Origin of the sequence: Bacillus sp. NH11B (genome assembly GCF_001884205.1) — a bacterium.
Taxonomy (GTDB): Bacteria; Bacillota; Bacilli; order Bacillales; family Bacillaceae_G; genus Bacillus_A; species Bacillus_A proteolyticus.
In genome coordinates, this window is the sequence record NZ_MAOG01000064.1 from 34,837 (window position 1) to 49,336 (window position 14,500).

A 14,500-nucleotide genomic window follows, 5' to 3' on the forward strand; every position below is an offset into this window, starting at 1 on the left:
TTAGTTCGACACTTTAGACTCTTCAATTTTCTCACGAAGAACCATTTGCAGGATACCACCGTGACGGTAGTAGTCAATTTCAACTTCACTATCGAAACGAGCTACTACTTCAAATTGTTTTTCATTGCCATCTGCATCGGTTGCAACTACTTTTACAAGATCGCGTGGTCTAACTGTTTTGTCAATTTGAATTTCAAATGACTCGTTACCAACAAGACCTAACGTTTCAGCGCTGTCGCCATCTTTAAATTGAAGTGGTAATACGCCCATTAATACTAAGTTACTGCGGTGAATACGCTCGAAGCTTTCTGCGATTACTGCTTTAATGCCTAATAAATTTGTACCTTTCGCAGCCCAGTCACGAGAACTTCCCATACCGTAATCTTTACCAGCAACAACTAGAAGACCTGTTCCATCTTCTTTATATTTCATAGCAGCATCATAGATAGATGTTACTTCACCAGTTGGCCAATATGTTGTATATCCGCCTTCTGTTCCTGGTGCGATTTGGTTTTTAATACGGATGTTTGCAAATGTACCACGCATCATAACTTCATGGTTACCACGACGAGAACCGTAAGAGTTAAAGTCAACTGGTTGTACGCCGTTTTCTAATAAGTAACGTCCCGCTGGTGTATGCTTACCAATTGAACCTGCTGGTGAAATGTGGTCTGTCGTTACAGAGTCACCAAATTTACCAACTATGCGTAAACCTGATAATGTTTCAACTTCACCTGGCTCTTTAGATAAACCTTCAAAGAATGGTGGGTTTTGAATATAAGTTGAGTCATTATCCCAAGTATATAAAGCTTCATTTGAAGTTTGGATTTCATTCCAACGCTCATTGCTGTTAAATACTTGTGCATATTCTTTCTTGAACAGTTCAGATGTAACAACGCTTTGAACTACATCTTCAATTTCTTTAGCTGATGGCCAAATATCGTTGAAGTAAACAGCATTGCCATTTGTATCTTTACCGATTTCATCATTTTTCAGGTCAATATCAACAGTACCTGCAAGTGCATATGCCACAACAAGTGGTGGTGATGCTAAGTAGTTCGCTTTTACAAGCGGATGAATACGACCTTCGAAGTTACGGTTACCAGATAAAACAGATGTTACTAATAAATCGTTTGCTGCGATTGCTTCTTCTAGCTCCTCTGCTAATGGACCAGAGTTACCGATACAAGTCGTACAGCCGTAACCAACTGTTTGGAAACCTAATTGATCTAAATATGTTGTTAAACCTGATTTATCTAAGTATTCAGTAACAACTTTAGATCCTGGTGCTAATGATGTTTTTACGTATTCAGGTACTACAAGTCCTTTTTCAATTGCTTTTTTCGCAACTAGACCTGCCCCAATTAATACGTATGGGTTTGATGTATTTGTACAGCTTGTAATTGCAGCGATTGCAATTGCACCTGTTTTCATCGTTACTTCTTTATCTTCTAATGTAACCTTCACTTCTTTATCGAATTCTTGCTCATTAAATCCAAGTCCTTGTGTTCCAACTGGTGCTACAACAGCTTTGTGGAACGCATCTTTCATATCTGAAAGTGGAATTAAATCTTGTGGGCGTTTCGGTCCAGAAAGGTTAGATTCGATTGTATTTAAATCAATTTCAACAAGATCAGTGTAAATTGGATCTTTACTGTCTGCTGTATAGAATAAACCGTTTGCTTTACAGTATTCTTCAACAACGCGAATTTGCTCTTCATCTCTACCTGTTAAACGTAAGTATTCTAATGAAATATCGTCGATTGGGAAGAATCCACAAGTTGCGCCGTATTCTGGTGCCATATTTGAAATTGTTGCACGGTCAGCTAGAGGCATGCTCTTTAGTCCATTACCGAAGAACTCAACGAATTTACCAACTACACCTTTTTGACGTAATACTTGTGTTACTTTTAATGCAACATCAGTTGCTGTAGTACCACTTGGAAGTGTGCCAGTTAATTTCACACCGATTACTTCAGGTACTGGGAAGTATGAAGGCTGTCCAAGCATTCCCGCTTCTGCTTCAATACCACCAACGCCCCATCCAAGAACACCGATACCGTTAATCATCGTTGTATGTGAGTCTGTTCCAACTAATGAATCTGGGTATGCAACTAAGTCGCCTTCAGCATTTTTCACCGCGTGAACAACTGGTGCTAAATATTCAAGGTTTACTTGGTGTACGATACCTGTTGCTGGTGGAACTGCACGATAGTTATCAAATGATTTTTGTGCCCAGCTTAAAAATTTATAACGTTCTTCATTACGTTTAAACTCTAAGTCCATGTTGAATGCAAGCGCGTCTGCCGTACCCGCTCTATCAACCTGTACAGAGTGATCAATTACAAGGTCTACAGTAATTTCTGGATTAATTTTATCAGGATCCCCGCCCATATCTGCCATTGCTTTACGAAGCGAAGCCAAATCTACAACAGCTGGAACACCAGTGAAATCTTGTAAAATTACACGAGATGGTTTAAACGGAACATCGATTTCTTGAACATCTTTCGTTCCCCATTTCGCTAAATTTGTAACATGCTCTTCTGTAATTACACGTCCGTCTACTTGACGAAGTACAGATTCAAGTAAAACTTTCACGGAATATGGTAATTGAGATACGTTGCCAACCCCTGCGTTTTCAAGCGCTTTCAATTGATAATAATGATACGTTTTTCCATCTACTTCGAAAGTTGCACGTGATTGAAATGGATTATGTTTGACCATTATGTTTCCCCCCTGTTAAACGTGACTAAGTTGTCTGAATATAAAATGTAGACAAACTTTTCAATACCTTACGATAATATCTTATTACAACTTTCTAAATAAGTAAATAATAAGAAACTTATGGATTATCATAAGTTTTCTTTATATTTCTAAATTTGAATAGTGTTCATGCTCCTTATGAATACTATTACCATAAAGTAAAGTACTCTTTCAGCGCTTTACTTTACGTTCATATATGTTATGAACAACTCATGTTTTATCTATAAAAAACATTATAGAGGTGAGAAAAATGAGTAAACGAAAAGCAAATCATACTATTTCAGGAATGAATGCTGCATCCGCACAAGGGCAAGGTGCTGGTTATAACGAAGAGTTTGCAAATGAGGCGTTAACTCCAGCAGAGCGACAAAATAATAAGAAACGTAAAAAGAATCAGTAACAAAAAAACCAAAAGGTATGTCTGCCTTTTGGTTTTTTTCTAATGCTTATAACGTAATAACTCCGAAACCGTTACAAATCGATATCCTTGCTTTTTAAGCTCAGGTAAAATTTTCGATAACGCCGCCACTGTTTGGCTACGATCACTTCCTCCATCGTGCAACAGTACAATATCTCCACTTTTAGCATGTTTCACAACATGATTTACAATGGACTCAGTACCTGGATTCGCCCAATCACGAGGGTCTTGATGCCACGACCATAGAACAGTTTGATAACCAGCTTCTTTAGCTGTTTTAAATACAGCATCGTTAATATATCCGCCTGGAGGACGGAACAACAAAGGTTCTTTCACCCATTTTTTAAAGTATTTCTTTCCATCTAAAATATCATTTTCTAATTTTTCATCTGATGAATTATTCGCATACAAATGATTCATCGTATGATTTCCAATTTCATGCCCCTCTTTTAGCACTTTCTTTACTAGATATGGATTACGCTGAACTCGAAATCCAATCATAAAAAAAGTCGCTTCAGCTTTATATTGACGTAATAAATCCAATATTTGTGGTGTATAAGTTGGATCTGGTCCATCATCAAATGTGATTGCAATGACCTTTTCATTATTTGGCACTTCCCACGTTACATAGCCTGTTGGCTCTAACTCTTTTCTTAACAACATTTTAGCTTCCACTTTATCCACTTGAAATATATGTACTGCACAAATTAAGGAAAAAATTAATAGAATAATTTTTTGTTTCTGCATATTAGCGCTAAAAGTTTTGAGGTTGTTGAATTCACAACAACCTCATTTACTTTTCTAATTGATCTACATTTCGCATAATATTTTGGAGATTATTTTCGTATTGCTCAAGTTGTGGACGTTGTGTTTCCGAAGCTACTTCTAGCGCATTTTGAATCTGTTCATACGCTTCCTGGACCTCTTGGCGTAATTCTTTTAAATCATGACCGTAGTTTGGATCATTTTTCACAATGTTATTGAATATATTTTCTGCTTGTGTAACTCCTTGCTGTGCAGCTTGAAAAGCTTGTTGTTTATCTTTATGATATGGCATTATATGATCCCCTTTCTGTAATAGTTAGTCCCATTTATCTTTACCCTTTTTTCTAAAAACATTCTCGTATAAATTCGCAAACTTCTCTCATTCTAAATAGAAAGAGGAGGTGTCACATACAATGGGAAAAAACAATCGTGAATCGAAAGAAAAAAAAGGACAACCGGAACCATTAAGCGGATCTCATAAAGTAAAAAACCGTAACCATTCACGCCAAAAAAATCATGCGCATCATGATATGTAAAACAAAACATTCACACTAGCTACCTTTGCCACATACAATGTTTATATTTTTCCATTTATTCTTCACCCCTGGTTCATTCATGCATAACATAGTATGAATTGAGATTTTACGGAGGGTGTCTTACATGGGCAAGAAAAAGAAGGATTGTCTTTTTCATGTTGATGGTTTCGAAGAATGGATGGATCAATTTTGTTCTGATTCTTGTAGTAATTTTAGTTTTCCAAATCAAATTCATATTGACCTTTGTGAAACAGAACAAGAATACATTTTGGAAACAGATGTACCAAATGTGACTGAACAAAATGTACTCATTAAAAAGATGGAGACAGGCCTAAACATATGCATACTTCATAAAAATACTTCTTTACAGCGGACCATTCCTTTACCCGCTAATATTATTTATAAGAAGATGCTAGCCTGCTTAGAGAATGGATTTTTAGCCATTCATATTTCCAAAAATGAAGTTGCCGATAAGCATGAAAAGAAGATTCTTTTTTCAAATTGAGAGTTAACATAAATACAAAAATAAGCCCCAGTAACTTGCTGGGGCTTATTTTATTTCGCATGCATTTCTATATTAGAATTTCTATCATATCTTTTTTTCAATAAGCTTTTTGTAACTAAAAGTACAGGAAATGCTACAGTTGAAAATATAGCTAGCTCTGAAAATACTACAAATCCATTTTGGTACCCGTAATAATCGAGAAGTACTCCTCCAAACCAAGGACCAATTACTACTCCAATTCCTGAAAAGCCCATCGCTCCGAAGTATGTTCCTTTCAGATTGGAATCAGCGATCTCATCAATAAATACATCTGTCATTGAAAACATTAAAACTTCTCCAAATGTAAAAATAATTGTACAAATAGCTGCCCCTAACATGGATTCTACTAGTCCAAATCCAAACAATCCCCCGCTCACAAATAACGTTCCAACCATAATAGACGCTAATGGCGTATACTTTTTACACATTTGAATAACAGGGTATTGAATAACTACTACTGTAATTGCATTTAAAGCTAGCATATATGAAAACAACTTCACTCCATCCTGAAATATATGTGCATTTGCAAAATATTGAGATACTGTCGTGGTTAAATGCGAAAAACCACTATTACTCAAAATAATCCCGACTAAAGCAACTAAAAATACTACATCCTTTCGCAAAATACGAATTGCATTTAACATTGTAACAGGCTTTTCTTTATTTATTTTCTTTCGTTCCAGTGGATACTTCTTAAATTGGAACGCCAATATAGCTGTATATAAAATGTAAACTCCAGCGGCTACTAAAAAAGGAATTGTTGATTTTGCACTTCCGAGCTGTAATCCAACAATTGGTCCAATCGCAACCCCAACATTTATTGCACCGTATCGCAAGTTATAGACGAGTAACCGATACTCTGGTTTCGTTAAATCTGATAATAATGCTCTTGACGTCGGTTCAAAAAAGGACCTACATAATCCATTCAAAGCATTTAATAAAAAGAAACTTAAAACATGATCTGCAACTGAAAAACCTATAAATACAAACACCCAAACGATCATGGAACATATTATAATCATCTTTCGGCCGAATCGATCCGATAAATTCCCTCCGATAAAGCTAGCAAAAACTCCAACAAGTGCACTCGTTCCGATAATAGCACCCGTCATTCCAGCTGATACCCCTTTAACAGTCGTTAAATAAATTGCTAAAAATGGAATACTCATTGACGTGGCGAACCTCGCAAATAAAGTCCCTATTATAATTGTCATTCCTAACGGATGAATATTTTGTAACTTCCCCTTCATCTTCAAACCTACTCTCCCTATTCTTACATAAAAAAAGAAAGCAAAGGATCTGCTTTCTTTTCCCTTTTTATACTTGAGGTGTTTGTACCCGAGCTGTTCGCGTTATATCCATATCAATTCCATATGTAAACTGTAATTCCTTACAAACATCTTTAATTAAAATCGCGACATTATACGTTTCATTAAATTGTAAAACTATGCTTTCTACTTCTTCGTATGTATACTTATATTCTCCTGTAATGACACTTTTTAAATCAAAGCATTCATTAATACAAAGTTGTACAAGTAGTTGGTCATATTTTTCTAGTACATCTTCTTTCTTCCAAAGTAACTCCTTTACATATAACCGATCAAATTTCACACTTTCTCGGTTACAATCCGTTAAAATCCGGGTCATTTCATTTAGTTCTCGATATAATTCAGAAATATTTCTGCTTAAACTAAGCAGTTTATCTACGCCGTTTTCATATAACATATTCATTCCACCCCCGCATTTTCTTCTTATTATAGCAAGAAAATTCTAAAAATAGTTTCTTTCTTCTGAAATATTAGGAAACTAATTTCAATTGCTTTACAATGAAACTAGCTAACACGAAAGGGGAAAGAGAATTGGAGCAAAAATTATATTACATCGACGCTTATAAGAAAGACTTTACTACTAAAGTTATAAAGCAAGATTATTGTACAGAAGGAAACTTATATGTTGTCTTAAGTGAAACTGCATTTTATCCAACAGGCGGCGGACAACCACACGACACTGGAACTTTAAATGGTATTCCGGTAAGTAACGTTGAAGAAGTAAATGGAGAAATTCGTCATTTCATAGTAGAACAATTACATACAGAAGAAGTAGAGGGTAAAATAGATTGGGAGCGCCGTTTTGATCATATGCAGCAACATACAGCTCAGCACATTTTATCTGCTGCTTTTTGGGATCACTTTAACATACCGACAATCGGGTTCCATCTTGGAAAAGAAACTATAACAATTGATTTAGAAACAGAAAATCTGCATGCAGAAACAGTTGAAAAGGCTATGCAAATTGCCAACAAAATTGTTTTTGAAAACCATCCGATCCGTATAGAGTGGATGAACTTAGAAGAAGCGAAAACATTACCTCTTCGCAAAGAACCGACTATGACAGAAAATATACGCGTTGTTATTATCGAAAACTATGATTACAACGGCTGTGGCGGAACGCATCCGAAACACACTGGTGAAGTAGGTCCTATTCAAGTACTAGGATGGGAGCGCAATAAAGGTATTATACGCTTAACGTTTATCGCTGGCTGGCGCACACTAAAATTAATGGGGCAACAACAACAAATTATGAAAGATGTTTCTAAACAATTAAACAGTAGTGAAGCTGATATTCCAGCAAAAGTATCCCAACTTCTTACATCCCAAAAAGAAAACGAAAAAGCACTACAAACAATGAATGAAAAACTATTATTTGCAGAAGCGAATGAACTATTGCAACAGCCAGAAAAAATACACGGTGGAATACTTATTTCTAAAGTATTTACAAACCGCCCTATGCAAGAAATTGCAAAACTGTCTGCTATTATTACAGAACAACAAGAGCATGCAATTACGTATTTCGTTATTGAAAATGAGGACAAATTACAATGTATTCTCGCTTGCGGAAAAACAGTAACGCTCGATATGAATACACTTTTAAAAGATGCCCTTCCTACAATTAAAGGAAAAGGTGGCGGAAATAAAAAAAGTGCTCGCGGCGGCGGGAAAGCGATTATGACTGGGGACAAGTTTTTAAATCAACTTGTTTCTTCTTTACAATCAGCGGTGTAGATCATTTTATGAGTGGGATGTCATTGAACTCGATGATATCCTCTTTGCTGCTTTGCTTCGTACATAGTAATACAGTAAATGAAATTATATTAACGATTTTTCAAATATATCTATCATAAATCAAAATATATCAACGATCCTATAAGAAATATCGATTGTCCAACGAAATACGACAATAAACACAACTTATAGAGTAAGAGGAGGCTGCTCCAAAATAATAGCCTCCTTTTATGTTTACAAACCAATATTTTGTTTTAATCCTTGGTAACTTCCTGCGTTCAAGAACTTTTCAGATGCAAGTTTAATGAACTTCTCAGAAAAACCATATCTACTCAATTCTTTGATCGGTACCATTTGCACATCTTGAATTGGATTATGATCAAATTCATTTGATGGTAACGTAATTTCCCCTGTAATCCTTTCAAGCAGAAACGTAATATGCAATAAAGATGGGCTAGCATCTGGTTTATCACAAACATAGAGTAGCTTCTTAATTTTAACTTCTAACCCTGTTTCTTCTCTCATTTCTCGAATCATCGCTGCTTCTAACATTTCACCGTTCTCTACCCTTCCTCCAGGTAAAGACCAATTCCGATTAGCAACTTTTTGCTTTACTAGTAACACCTTTTCATCTTCAGTTAAAATTCCGGTAACACGAACTTGCATTACATTTTCCATATGTAATCTCCTCTTCCCATTATATTTACAAATTAATCCTTCCACAAAAAGAACGTACGTTTTATAATTAAAGAAAATTATGGAAGAAAGAAGTTGTTACATTCATGCGTCCACCTTTAACAAAGTCTATATCACTTGAAGATTTCCAAAACTATTATTGGTTAAAAGCAGAACTGCAAACATTTTGTCGTGAACATGATTTGCCAGCTAGTGGCTCTAAGATCGAGATAACCGAGCGTATCTCCCATTATTTAACTACTGGTAAAATATTAAAAAACAGCTCTGGTCAAAAGACAAGTAAAACTTCTCTCTCTTATAAAGACCTTTCCCTTCAAACGATTATTACTAAAAATCACCGCTGTAGCGAAGACGTCCGTGTTTTTTTCAAAGAAAAAATTGGGGGGAACTTTCGTTTTACAGTAGCACTTCAAAAGTTTTTCAAAGAGAATATCGGAAAAACATATGAAGACGCGATAACGTTTTGGTATGAAGAAAACGAACGAAAAAAAGATCCTACATACAAAACTACTATCAGCGCGCAGTTTGAATACAATCGCTTTACTCGTGATTTTTTCGAAGATCCAAATAACAAAGGAAAATCAAAAGCTGATGCTATCGCTGCTTGGAATGAAATAAAAGCAAAACCTGGTAGCAATGTTTATACTCCTCAAAAAATAGAAAACTAGTGTAGGAGCTAGTCTTCTATTTTTTCAAATAATAGAGCAAGCCCTATCCCGCCCCCAATTCCTAATGTCGCAACTCCATATTTCATATGCTCTCTTTTAGCCTGATAAAACAAGCGCGTTACAAGCATAGCTCCAGACGCACCGTACGGATGCCCGAGCGCAATTGCACCACCATTTACATTTAATTTTTCGTACGGAATTTGTAACTCCTTTGCACATGCCACAATTTTTGAAGCAAATGCTTCATTTATTTCAAAATAATCTATATCCTCTACTTTTAAATTCATTTCATTTAATAATTTATTCACTGCAAATATCGGACCAGTTCCTGGAAGGTTTGGATCCACTCCAACTACAGCACTGCGAACGAAACGAAGAACAGGCTTGTATCCTAATTTCCGGGCTTGCCCCTCTTCCATTACAAGAACAGCACATGCCCCGTCATTTACACCACACGAATTTCCTGCTGTTACCGTTCCATTTTGTAAAAATACAGGTTTCGTTCTCTTAATCATTCTTTCATAATTCATTTCTCGCTTTATAGATTCATCTAATAATCCATTAAAATAATGAGGTAATATCTCTTCTTGTATATATCCTTTTTCTAATGCTTGCAGCGTTCTTTTATAGCTAAGACAAGCATATTCATCTTGTATTTCTTTCGTTATATTATACTGCTCTGCAACATACTCAGCGGCTAATCCCATATCTGGATCCCCAATTATTTCAGGCGAAAACCGTGCTCTATTTTGAAAAGGTGACGTACTTGTACTCTCTACTCCCCCAGCGATATAACAATTACCTGCCCCGCCCCCGATATAATGACACGCAGTACGAATGGCTTCTAATCCTGCACCACATTGCCGATCAATCGTTACACCAGGTATATGATAACCGAGCCCTGTTTCTAAAGCAGATAATCTTGCAACGTTACCTCCTGGTCCAACGACATTTCCTAATATGACATCATCTATTTCTCTCTCAATTCCTTTGCTTAGAAACGTAAGAAGTGGTGCTGCTAATTGCTGAACTTCATAATCTTTCAACATCCCGTTTTTTTTACCAATAGGTGTTCTTTTCGCTTCTACAATAACCGCCCTATTCATATATCTTTTCCCGGTTTTCAATCATACTTTTTGCTTCGATACGAGCAATCTTCCCGCTATTTGTATAAGGTATTTCATCAACAAAGTGCCATTCTTTCGGTATTTTAAAAGATGATAATCGTTGTAAGCAAAAACTCTTCAATTGTTGCTTTGTAGCACTTCCTTTTACGATAGCGACAAGCTTTTCACCCCAATAACTATCTTCTACACCAACTACAACTATTTCATCAACAGCTGGATGTGTCTGTAGCACACTCTCTATTTCTTCTGGATAAATATTGATTCCTCCAAATAAAATCATATTCTTCTCTCTTCCAACAATATATATAAAGCCTTCTTCATCTTGATAACCTACATCTTGCACTGTCATCCAGCCATCTGCAGTCAACTTTTGAGCTAAAACACCATCTATTATGTATCCTATAAAAAACTGATCACTTTTCACATACACAGTTCCTATCTCGCCTGTCTGTACTTCTTCTCCTGCTTCATTACATATTCGAACTTGTACATTATGACAAGGTTTCCCTACTGAATTCGGTTTTCTTTCACTCTCTTCATCGACCAATGCTGTTACAAAGCTTAGCTCAGACGCACCATAAAACTCATATCTTTTTGCATAAGGTAACATATTCTTCACCTTTTCTTTCGCTTCAGCTTCCCATTTCGCTCCTGACGAAATAATTTTCATTTCATTTTCTATTACTCTATTTTCTTTATATAAAGACTCAAGCATCGTCGGTACTGTATACATGACCGAAATATTTTCAGTTTCTAACTTAGCCAACACTTGATTTGGAATGAATTTTCTCATAATATGTACGATTTGCCCTAAATACAATGCACTTATTGCTCCATATAAGAACAAAGAATGAACAAACGTCCCAGCTATTAAAATAGAATCTTTCTTTTTCATATGAAAGTCATGTACATTACACTCAAAACTATGAACCCACGATTGTTGTCCACGTAAAAATGCCTTCGCCTTCCCTGTCGATCCTGATGTAAATCCCATATAAAAAGGAGCATTTTCTACATTTTCTAAAGGTGGATTGGTAGTTGGATAATTCTCTATCATTCTTTTCCATTCATCAATTTCAATTACTCTTCCTTCTTCATCCGATATATCATTTAACTTGTACCGTTCTGTCACAATCATATCTGGATTACTGATGGCTAGCCTTTCCTTTAGCTCACCCTGCTTCCATTTTATATCTAATGGTACACAAATCCATCCAGCCATAGCAGCACCAGCAAATAGTTGTAAAAATTCTATACGATTTTCTAGTACAATTGCTATAGTTTTATTCTTCGATTCTGTTGCGCGCAACCAGTTTGTTACTTTACAAACTGAATTAAACCACTCTTTATATGTTAATACTCTATCATTTTCCTTTATCGCTATTTTATTCGGTTGTAAAGAGGCATGCTGTTTATATTCTTTTGTAATCCCCATATGAGACGTCCTTTCTTTACAAAATAATAAAAAGAAACACGCAATTAGCGTGTTTCTTCTCTCTTATCCCGCATTTGTATATTTTCTATTCTTCAAAGCGGGCGTAATAATATGTTTCAATGAACGATGTAACCTTGTCACAAGAATTGCTGCTATAATCGCTTTTATGCAATCACCTGGTAAAAATACAACACTCACTTTCATCGTTTCCCATACGGAAATATCCATTACGAAAGCTTGTACAATGATACCAAATACATAAACTACGAAAATACCACCAATTATATTAATGCATAATACTTTTATAATAGAAACTTCACGTAAACGTTCAATTAAATAACCAATTACAAATGCTCCTGCAATATAACCAAGTAAATATCCTGCACTTGGCCCAACAAATACGCCAGGCCCCCCGCGTCCACCTGCAAGTAGTGGTGCTCCAACTCCTACAATAAGTAAGAAAATAAGCTGACTTAGTGCACCTAGACGTGATCCTAGCAATCCACCTGCAAGCATGACTCCAAGCGATTGCAATGTAATAGGAACAGGTGTAATAGAAAGAGCAATCGGAGGTATTAACCCTAACACTCCCATAATAGAACTAAATAAAGCGACGAAAACTAAGTTTTTTGTATTCATATTTGCTTCTCCTATTTGTAAACTTAAAATCCATTTCAGGTAACATATTATAGGGGTTATATTATCTTTCTATTCACCTTTTGTCAACTTTATTTTATTTTAAGTTAACAAATATAAGTTCAATTATTTCTCTTTATGCAAATGCTCAAGTTCTTTCCGAAGCGCCTGTTTTAAAAACTTCCCAACAGATGTTTTCGGAATTTCCTCCATAAATACAATATCGTCTGGTAACCACCACTTCGCAAACTGTGGTTTTAAAAATTCATATAGTTCTTCTTTTGTAACAGTACTATTTTTCTTTTGTACAACACAGGCAACTGGACGCTCTTGCCACTGCGGGTGTGGGATTGCAACGACAGCCGCTTCAAATATAGCGTCATGTGCCATTAGAGCATTTTCAAGGTCAACTGAGGAAATCCATTCTCCCCCGCTTTTAATAACATCCTTCGTACGATCAACAATCTTTACGCACCCTTCCTCGTCAACCGTAACGACATCTCCTGTATATAACCACCCATTTCGAAAACCTTCGACAGTACGATCATCGTTATAATAGCTTGCAGCGATCCATGGCGCTCGTAAACATAGTTCTCCCATCTCCGTACCGTCCCACTTCACTTCCCCATTTGTACCGACTACTTTCATCTCTACACCAGGGACAAGATATCCTTGTTTCGATCTTATCTCAAGTTGTTCTTCATACGCCAAATCTGTTTCATAGCTTTTTAGACGTGCAAGCGTTACGAGTGGACTTGTTTCAGTCATTCCATATGCATGTACGAAAGGAACATTATATTTTTGCTCAAACGCTTTAATAACACTTTTCGGTGCAGCTGCGCCTCCGCATAGTAATCTCGTTATACTAGATAAATCGAAACTATTATTTTCTAACTCTTGTAAAACACCAAGCCAAATTGTCGGCACACCTGCAGCTATCGTTACTTTTTCAGTTTGAATCATTTCTAATAAAATTTTCGGCGTAAACATCGGTCCCGGAAGAACTTGTTTTGCCCCAAACCAAGTAGCCGCAAAAGGAAGTCCCCAAGCGTTCACATGAAACATTGGCACAATAGCCATTGCTGCATCACTTTCCGATAAAGCCGTCGTATCCGCTAATCCGAGTGCCATACAGTGCAACACTGTACTGCGATGTGTATAAACAACACCTTTTGGATTCCCTGTAGTCGCTGACGTATAACACATACCAGCAGGTGTGTTTTCATCAATATCTTTAGCAAACTGGAAATCCGGGTCGCCTTCTTCTAAAAGTTTCTCATAATGATATACAGGTTGAAGTGTAGTTTTTGGGAGTTCCTCTTTATCAGTCATAATAATATATGCTTGTACAGTCGATAATTCAGACTGAATATTCTCAATGAGTGGTACAAGATCTTCATCAATAAGTAAAATACGATCTTCTGCATGTTGAATAATGTATGAAATATGTTGAGGAGATAAACGAATATTAATTGTGTGTAAAACAGAAGCAATACCTGGAATAGCAAAATATGCCTCCACATGTCGATGATGATTCCACGCTAACGTTCCTATGCGCTCGCCTTCTTTAATTCCGAGCTTTTTTAACGCACTTGAAAGTCTTCTTGTCCTTTCCCCTAGCTGCTTATACGTTAATGTCGTAACTGTATCATGTGTCCGTGAAATGATTTCTTTCTTTGGGAATAGTTTTTCTGCCCTTTCCATCATAGAACTAATTGTTAGAGGTACATTCATCATCATATTGTTTACATCCTCCCTTTAAAGCGTTTTCATTTCGTTCATTATAACAGACTTCTACAAATAATTACGACATTTTTCTGTATTTTCTGAATTATTTCTTTGGAAATAAT

General features: G+C 36.2%; 15 protein-coding genes. 5 read left to right on the top strand and 10 right to left on the bottom strand.

The window, feature by feature from the left end; all coding sequences use genetic code 11:
* Positions 1–2,724 (bottom strand): aconitate hydratase AcnA, encoded by a 2,724-nt coding sequence (gene acnA, locus BAU27_RS09555; RefSeq protein ID WP_071770749.1) that lies wholly within the window; start codon positions 2,722–2,724, stop codon positions 1–3.
* A 289-nt stretch (positions 2,725–3,013) separates the two neighbouring features.
* On the opposite strand from acnA, the gene sspO reads away from it, so the two are divergent.
* A complete protein-coding gene (sspO, locus tag BAU27_RS09560; RefSeq protein WP_071770750.1) occupies positions 3,014–3,163 on the top strand; it encodes an acid-soluble spore protein SspO in 150 nt (49 codons plus the stop codon).
* Between the two features lie 39 nt (positions 3,164–3,202).
* On the opposite strand, the gene pdaB is transcribed toward sspO, so the two are convergent.
* A complete protein-coding gene (gene pdaB, locus BAU27_RS09565; protein WP_139254632.1) occupies positions 3,203–3,928 on the bottom strand; it encodes a polysaccharide deacetylase family sporulation protein PdaB in 726 nt (241 codons plus the stop codon).
* A 46-nt stretch (positions 3,929–3,974) separates the two neighbouring features.
* Positions 3,975–4,238 carry a hypothetical protein gene (locus BAU27_RS09570; protein WP_001146298.1) on the bottom strand — a complete coding sequence of 88 codons (264 nt, stop codon included), beginning with the start codon at positions 4,236–4,238 and terminating at the stop codon, positions 3,975–3,977.
* Positions 4,239–4,359: 121 nt separating this feature from the next.
* Between BAU27_RS09570 and BAU27_RS09575 the strand changes: the two genes are divergently transcribed.
* Positions 4,360–4,482 (top strand): small acid-soluble spore protein P, encoded by a 123-nt coding sequence (locus BAU27_RS09575; RefSeq protein ID WP_000517651.1) that lies wholly within the window; start codon positions 4,360–4,362, stop codon positions 4,480–4,482.
* Between the two features lie 124 nt (positions 4,483–4,606).
* Positions 4,607–4,987, top strand: coding sequence for an Hsp20 family protein (locus BAU27_RS09580; RefSeq protein WP_071770752.1), 381 nt, complete (start codon positions 4,607–4,609; stop codon positions 4,985–4,987).
* Between the two features lie 50 nt (positions 4,988–5,037).
* Here BAU27_RS09580 and BAU27_RS09585 read toward each other — a convergent pair whose 3' ends face one another.
* Positions 5,038–6,276: an MDR family MFS transporter gene (locus BAU27_RS09585; RefSeq protein WP_071770791.1), complete on the bottom strand. Its 1,239-nt coding sequence runs from the start codon at positions 6,274–6,276 to the stop codon at positions 5,038–5,040.
* Between the two features lie 67 nt (positions 6,277–6,343).
* Positions 6,344–6,751 (bottom strand): hypothetical protein, encoded by a 408-nt coding sequence (locus BAU27_RS09590; RefSeq protein WP_071770753.1) that lies wholly within the window; start codon positions 6,749–6,751, stop codon positions 6,344–6,346.
* A gap of 134 nt (positions 6,752–6,885) precedes the next feature.
* Between BAU27_RS09590 and BAU27_RS09595 the strand changes: the two genes are divergently transcribed.
* A complete protein-coding gene (locus BAU27_RS09595; RefSeq protein WP_175546531.1) occupies positions 6,886–8,088 on the top strand; it encodes an alanyl-tRNA editing protein in 1,203 nt (400 codons plus the stop codon).
* 234 nt (positions 8,089–8,322) lie between these two features.
* On the opposite strand, the gene BAU27_RS09600 is transcribed toward BAU27_RS09595, so the two are convergent.
* Entirely contained in the window at positions 8,323–8,766 is a 444-nt protein-coding gene (locus tag BAU27_RS09600; RefSeq protein WP_071770755.1) for an NUDIX hydrolase, read from the bottom strand.
* A gap of 104 nt (positions 8,767–8,870) precedes the next feature.
* Here BAU27_RS09600 and BAU27_RS09605 point away from each other — a divergent pair, with 104 nt between their 5' ends.
* Positions 8,871–9,452 (top strand): DUF6434 domain-containing protein, encoded by a 582-nt coding sequence (locus BAU27_RS09605; RefSeq protein WP_071770756.1) that lies wholly within the window; start codon positions 8,871–8,873, stop codon positions 9,450–9,452.
* An 8-nt stretch (positions 9,453–9,460) separates the two neighbouring features.
* On the opposite strand, the gene BAU27_RS09610 is transcribed toward BAU27_RS09605, so the two are convergent.
* From BAU27_RS09610 to BAU27_RS09625, 4 genes are all read right to left on the bottom strand, one after another.
* A complete protein-coding gene (locus tag BAU27_RS09610) occupies positions 9,461–10,558 on the bottom strand; it encodes an acetyl-CoA C-acyltransferase (protein ID WP_071770757.1) in 1,098 nt (365 codons plus the stop codon).
* A complete protein-coding gene (locus BAU27_RS09615; RefSeq protein WP_071770758.1) occupies positions 10,551–12,014 on the bottom strand; it encodes an acyl-CoA synthetase in 1,464 nt (487 codons plus the stop codon). Before BAU27_RS09615 ends, BAU27_RS09610 begins: the two co-directional genes overlap by 8 nt.
* A 63-nt stretch (positions 12,015–12,077) precedes the next feature.
* Positions 12,078–12,653 carry a biotin transporter BioY gene (locus BAU27_RS09620; protein ID WP_071747683.1) on the bottom strand — a complete coding sequence of 192 codons (576 nt, stop codon included), beginning with the start codon at positions 12,651–12,653 and terminating at the stop codon, positions 12,078–12,080.
* A gap of 123 nt (positions 12,654–12,776) precedes the next feature.
* Positions 12,777–14,390, bottom strand: coding sequence for a long-chain fatty acid--CoA ligase (locus BAU27_RS09625; RefSeq protein ID WP_071770759.1), 1,614 nt, complete (start codon positions 14,388–14,390; stop codon positions 12,777–12,779).
* Between the last annotated feature and the right edge of the window lie 110 nt (positions 14,391–14,500).

Bases quoted from the DNA above. Each gene is read 5' to 3' on its own strand.
- BAU27_RS09590 (WP_071770753.1), bottom strand. From the start codon at position 6,751: ATGTTATATGAAAACGGCGTAGATAAACTGCTTAGTTTAAGCAGAAAT.
- BAU27_RS09575 (WP_000517651.1), top strand. From the start codon at position 4,360: ATGGGAAAAAACAATCGTGAATCGAAAGAAAAAAAAGGACAACCGGAA.
- BAU27_RS09615 (WP_071770758.1), bottom strand. From the start codon at position 12,014: ATGGGGATTACAAAAGAATATAAACAGCATGCCTCTTTACAACCGAAT.
- BAU27_RS09625 (WP_071770759.1), bottom strand. From the start codon at position 14,390: ATGATGATGAATGTACCTCTAACAATTAGTTCTATGATGGAAAGGGCA.
- BAU27_RS09580 (WP_071770752.1), top strand. From the start codon at position 4,607: ATGGGCAAGAAAAAGAAGGATTGTCTTTTTCATGTTGATGGTTTCGAA.
- sspO (WP_071770750.1), top strand. From the start codon at position 3,014: ATGAGTAAACGAAAAGCAAATCATACTATTTCAGGAATGAATGCTGCA.
- BAU27_RS09610 (WP_071770757.1), bottom strand. From the start codon at position 10,558: ATGAATAGGGCGGTTATTGTAGAAGCGAAAAGAACACCTATTGGTAAA.
- pdaB (WP_139254632.1), bottom strand. From the start codon at position 3,928: ATGCAGAAACAAAAAATTATTCTATTAATTTTTTCCTTAATTTGTGCA.
- BAU27_RS09600 (WP_071770755.1), bottom strand. From the start codon at position 8,766: ATGGAAAATGTAATGCAAGTTCGTGTTACCGGAATTTTAACTGAAGAT.
- BAU27_RS09570 (WP_001146298.1), bottom strand. From the start codon at position 4,238: ATGCCATATCATAAAGATAAACAACAAGCTTTTCAAGCTGCACAGCAA.
- BAU27_RS09605 (WP_071770756.1), top strand. From the start codon at position 8,871: ATGCGTCCACCTTTAACAAAGTCTATATCACTTGAAGATTTCCAAAAC.
- BAU27_RS09620 (WP_071747683.1), bottom strand. From the start codon at position 12,653: ATGAATACAAAAAACTTAGTTTTCGTCGCTTTATTTAGTTCTATTATG.
- BAU27_RS09585 (WP_071770791.1), bottom strand. From the start codon at position 6,276: ATGAAGGGGAAGTTACAAAATATTCATCCGTTAGGAATGACAATTATA.
- acnA (WP_071770749.1), bottom strand. From the start codon at position 2,724: ATGGTCAAACATAATCCATTTCAATCACGTGCAACTTTCGAAGTAGAT.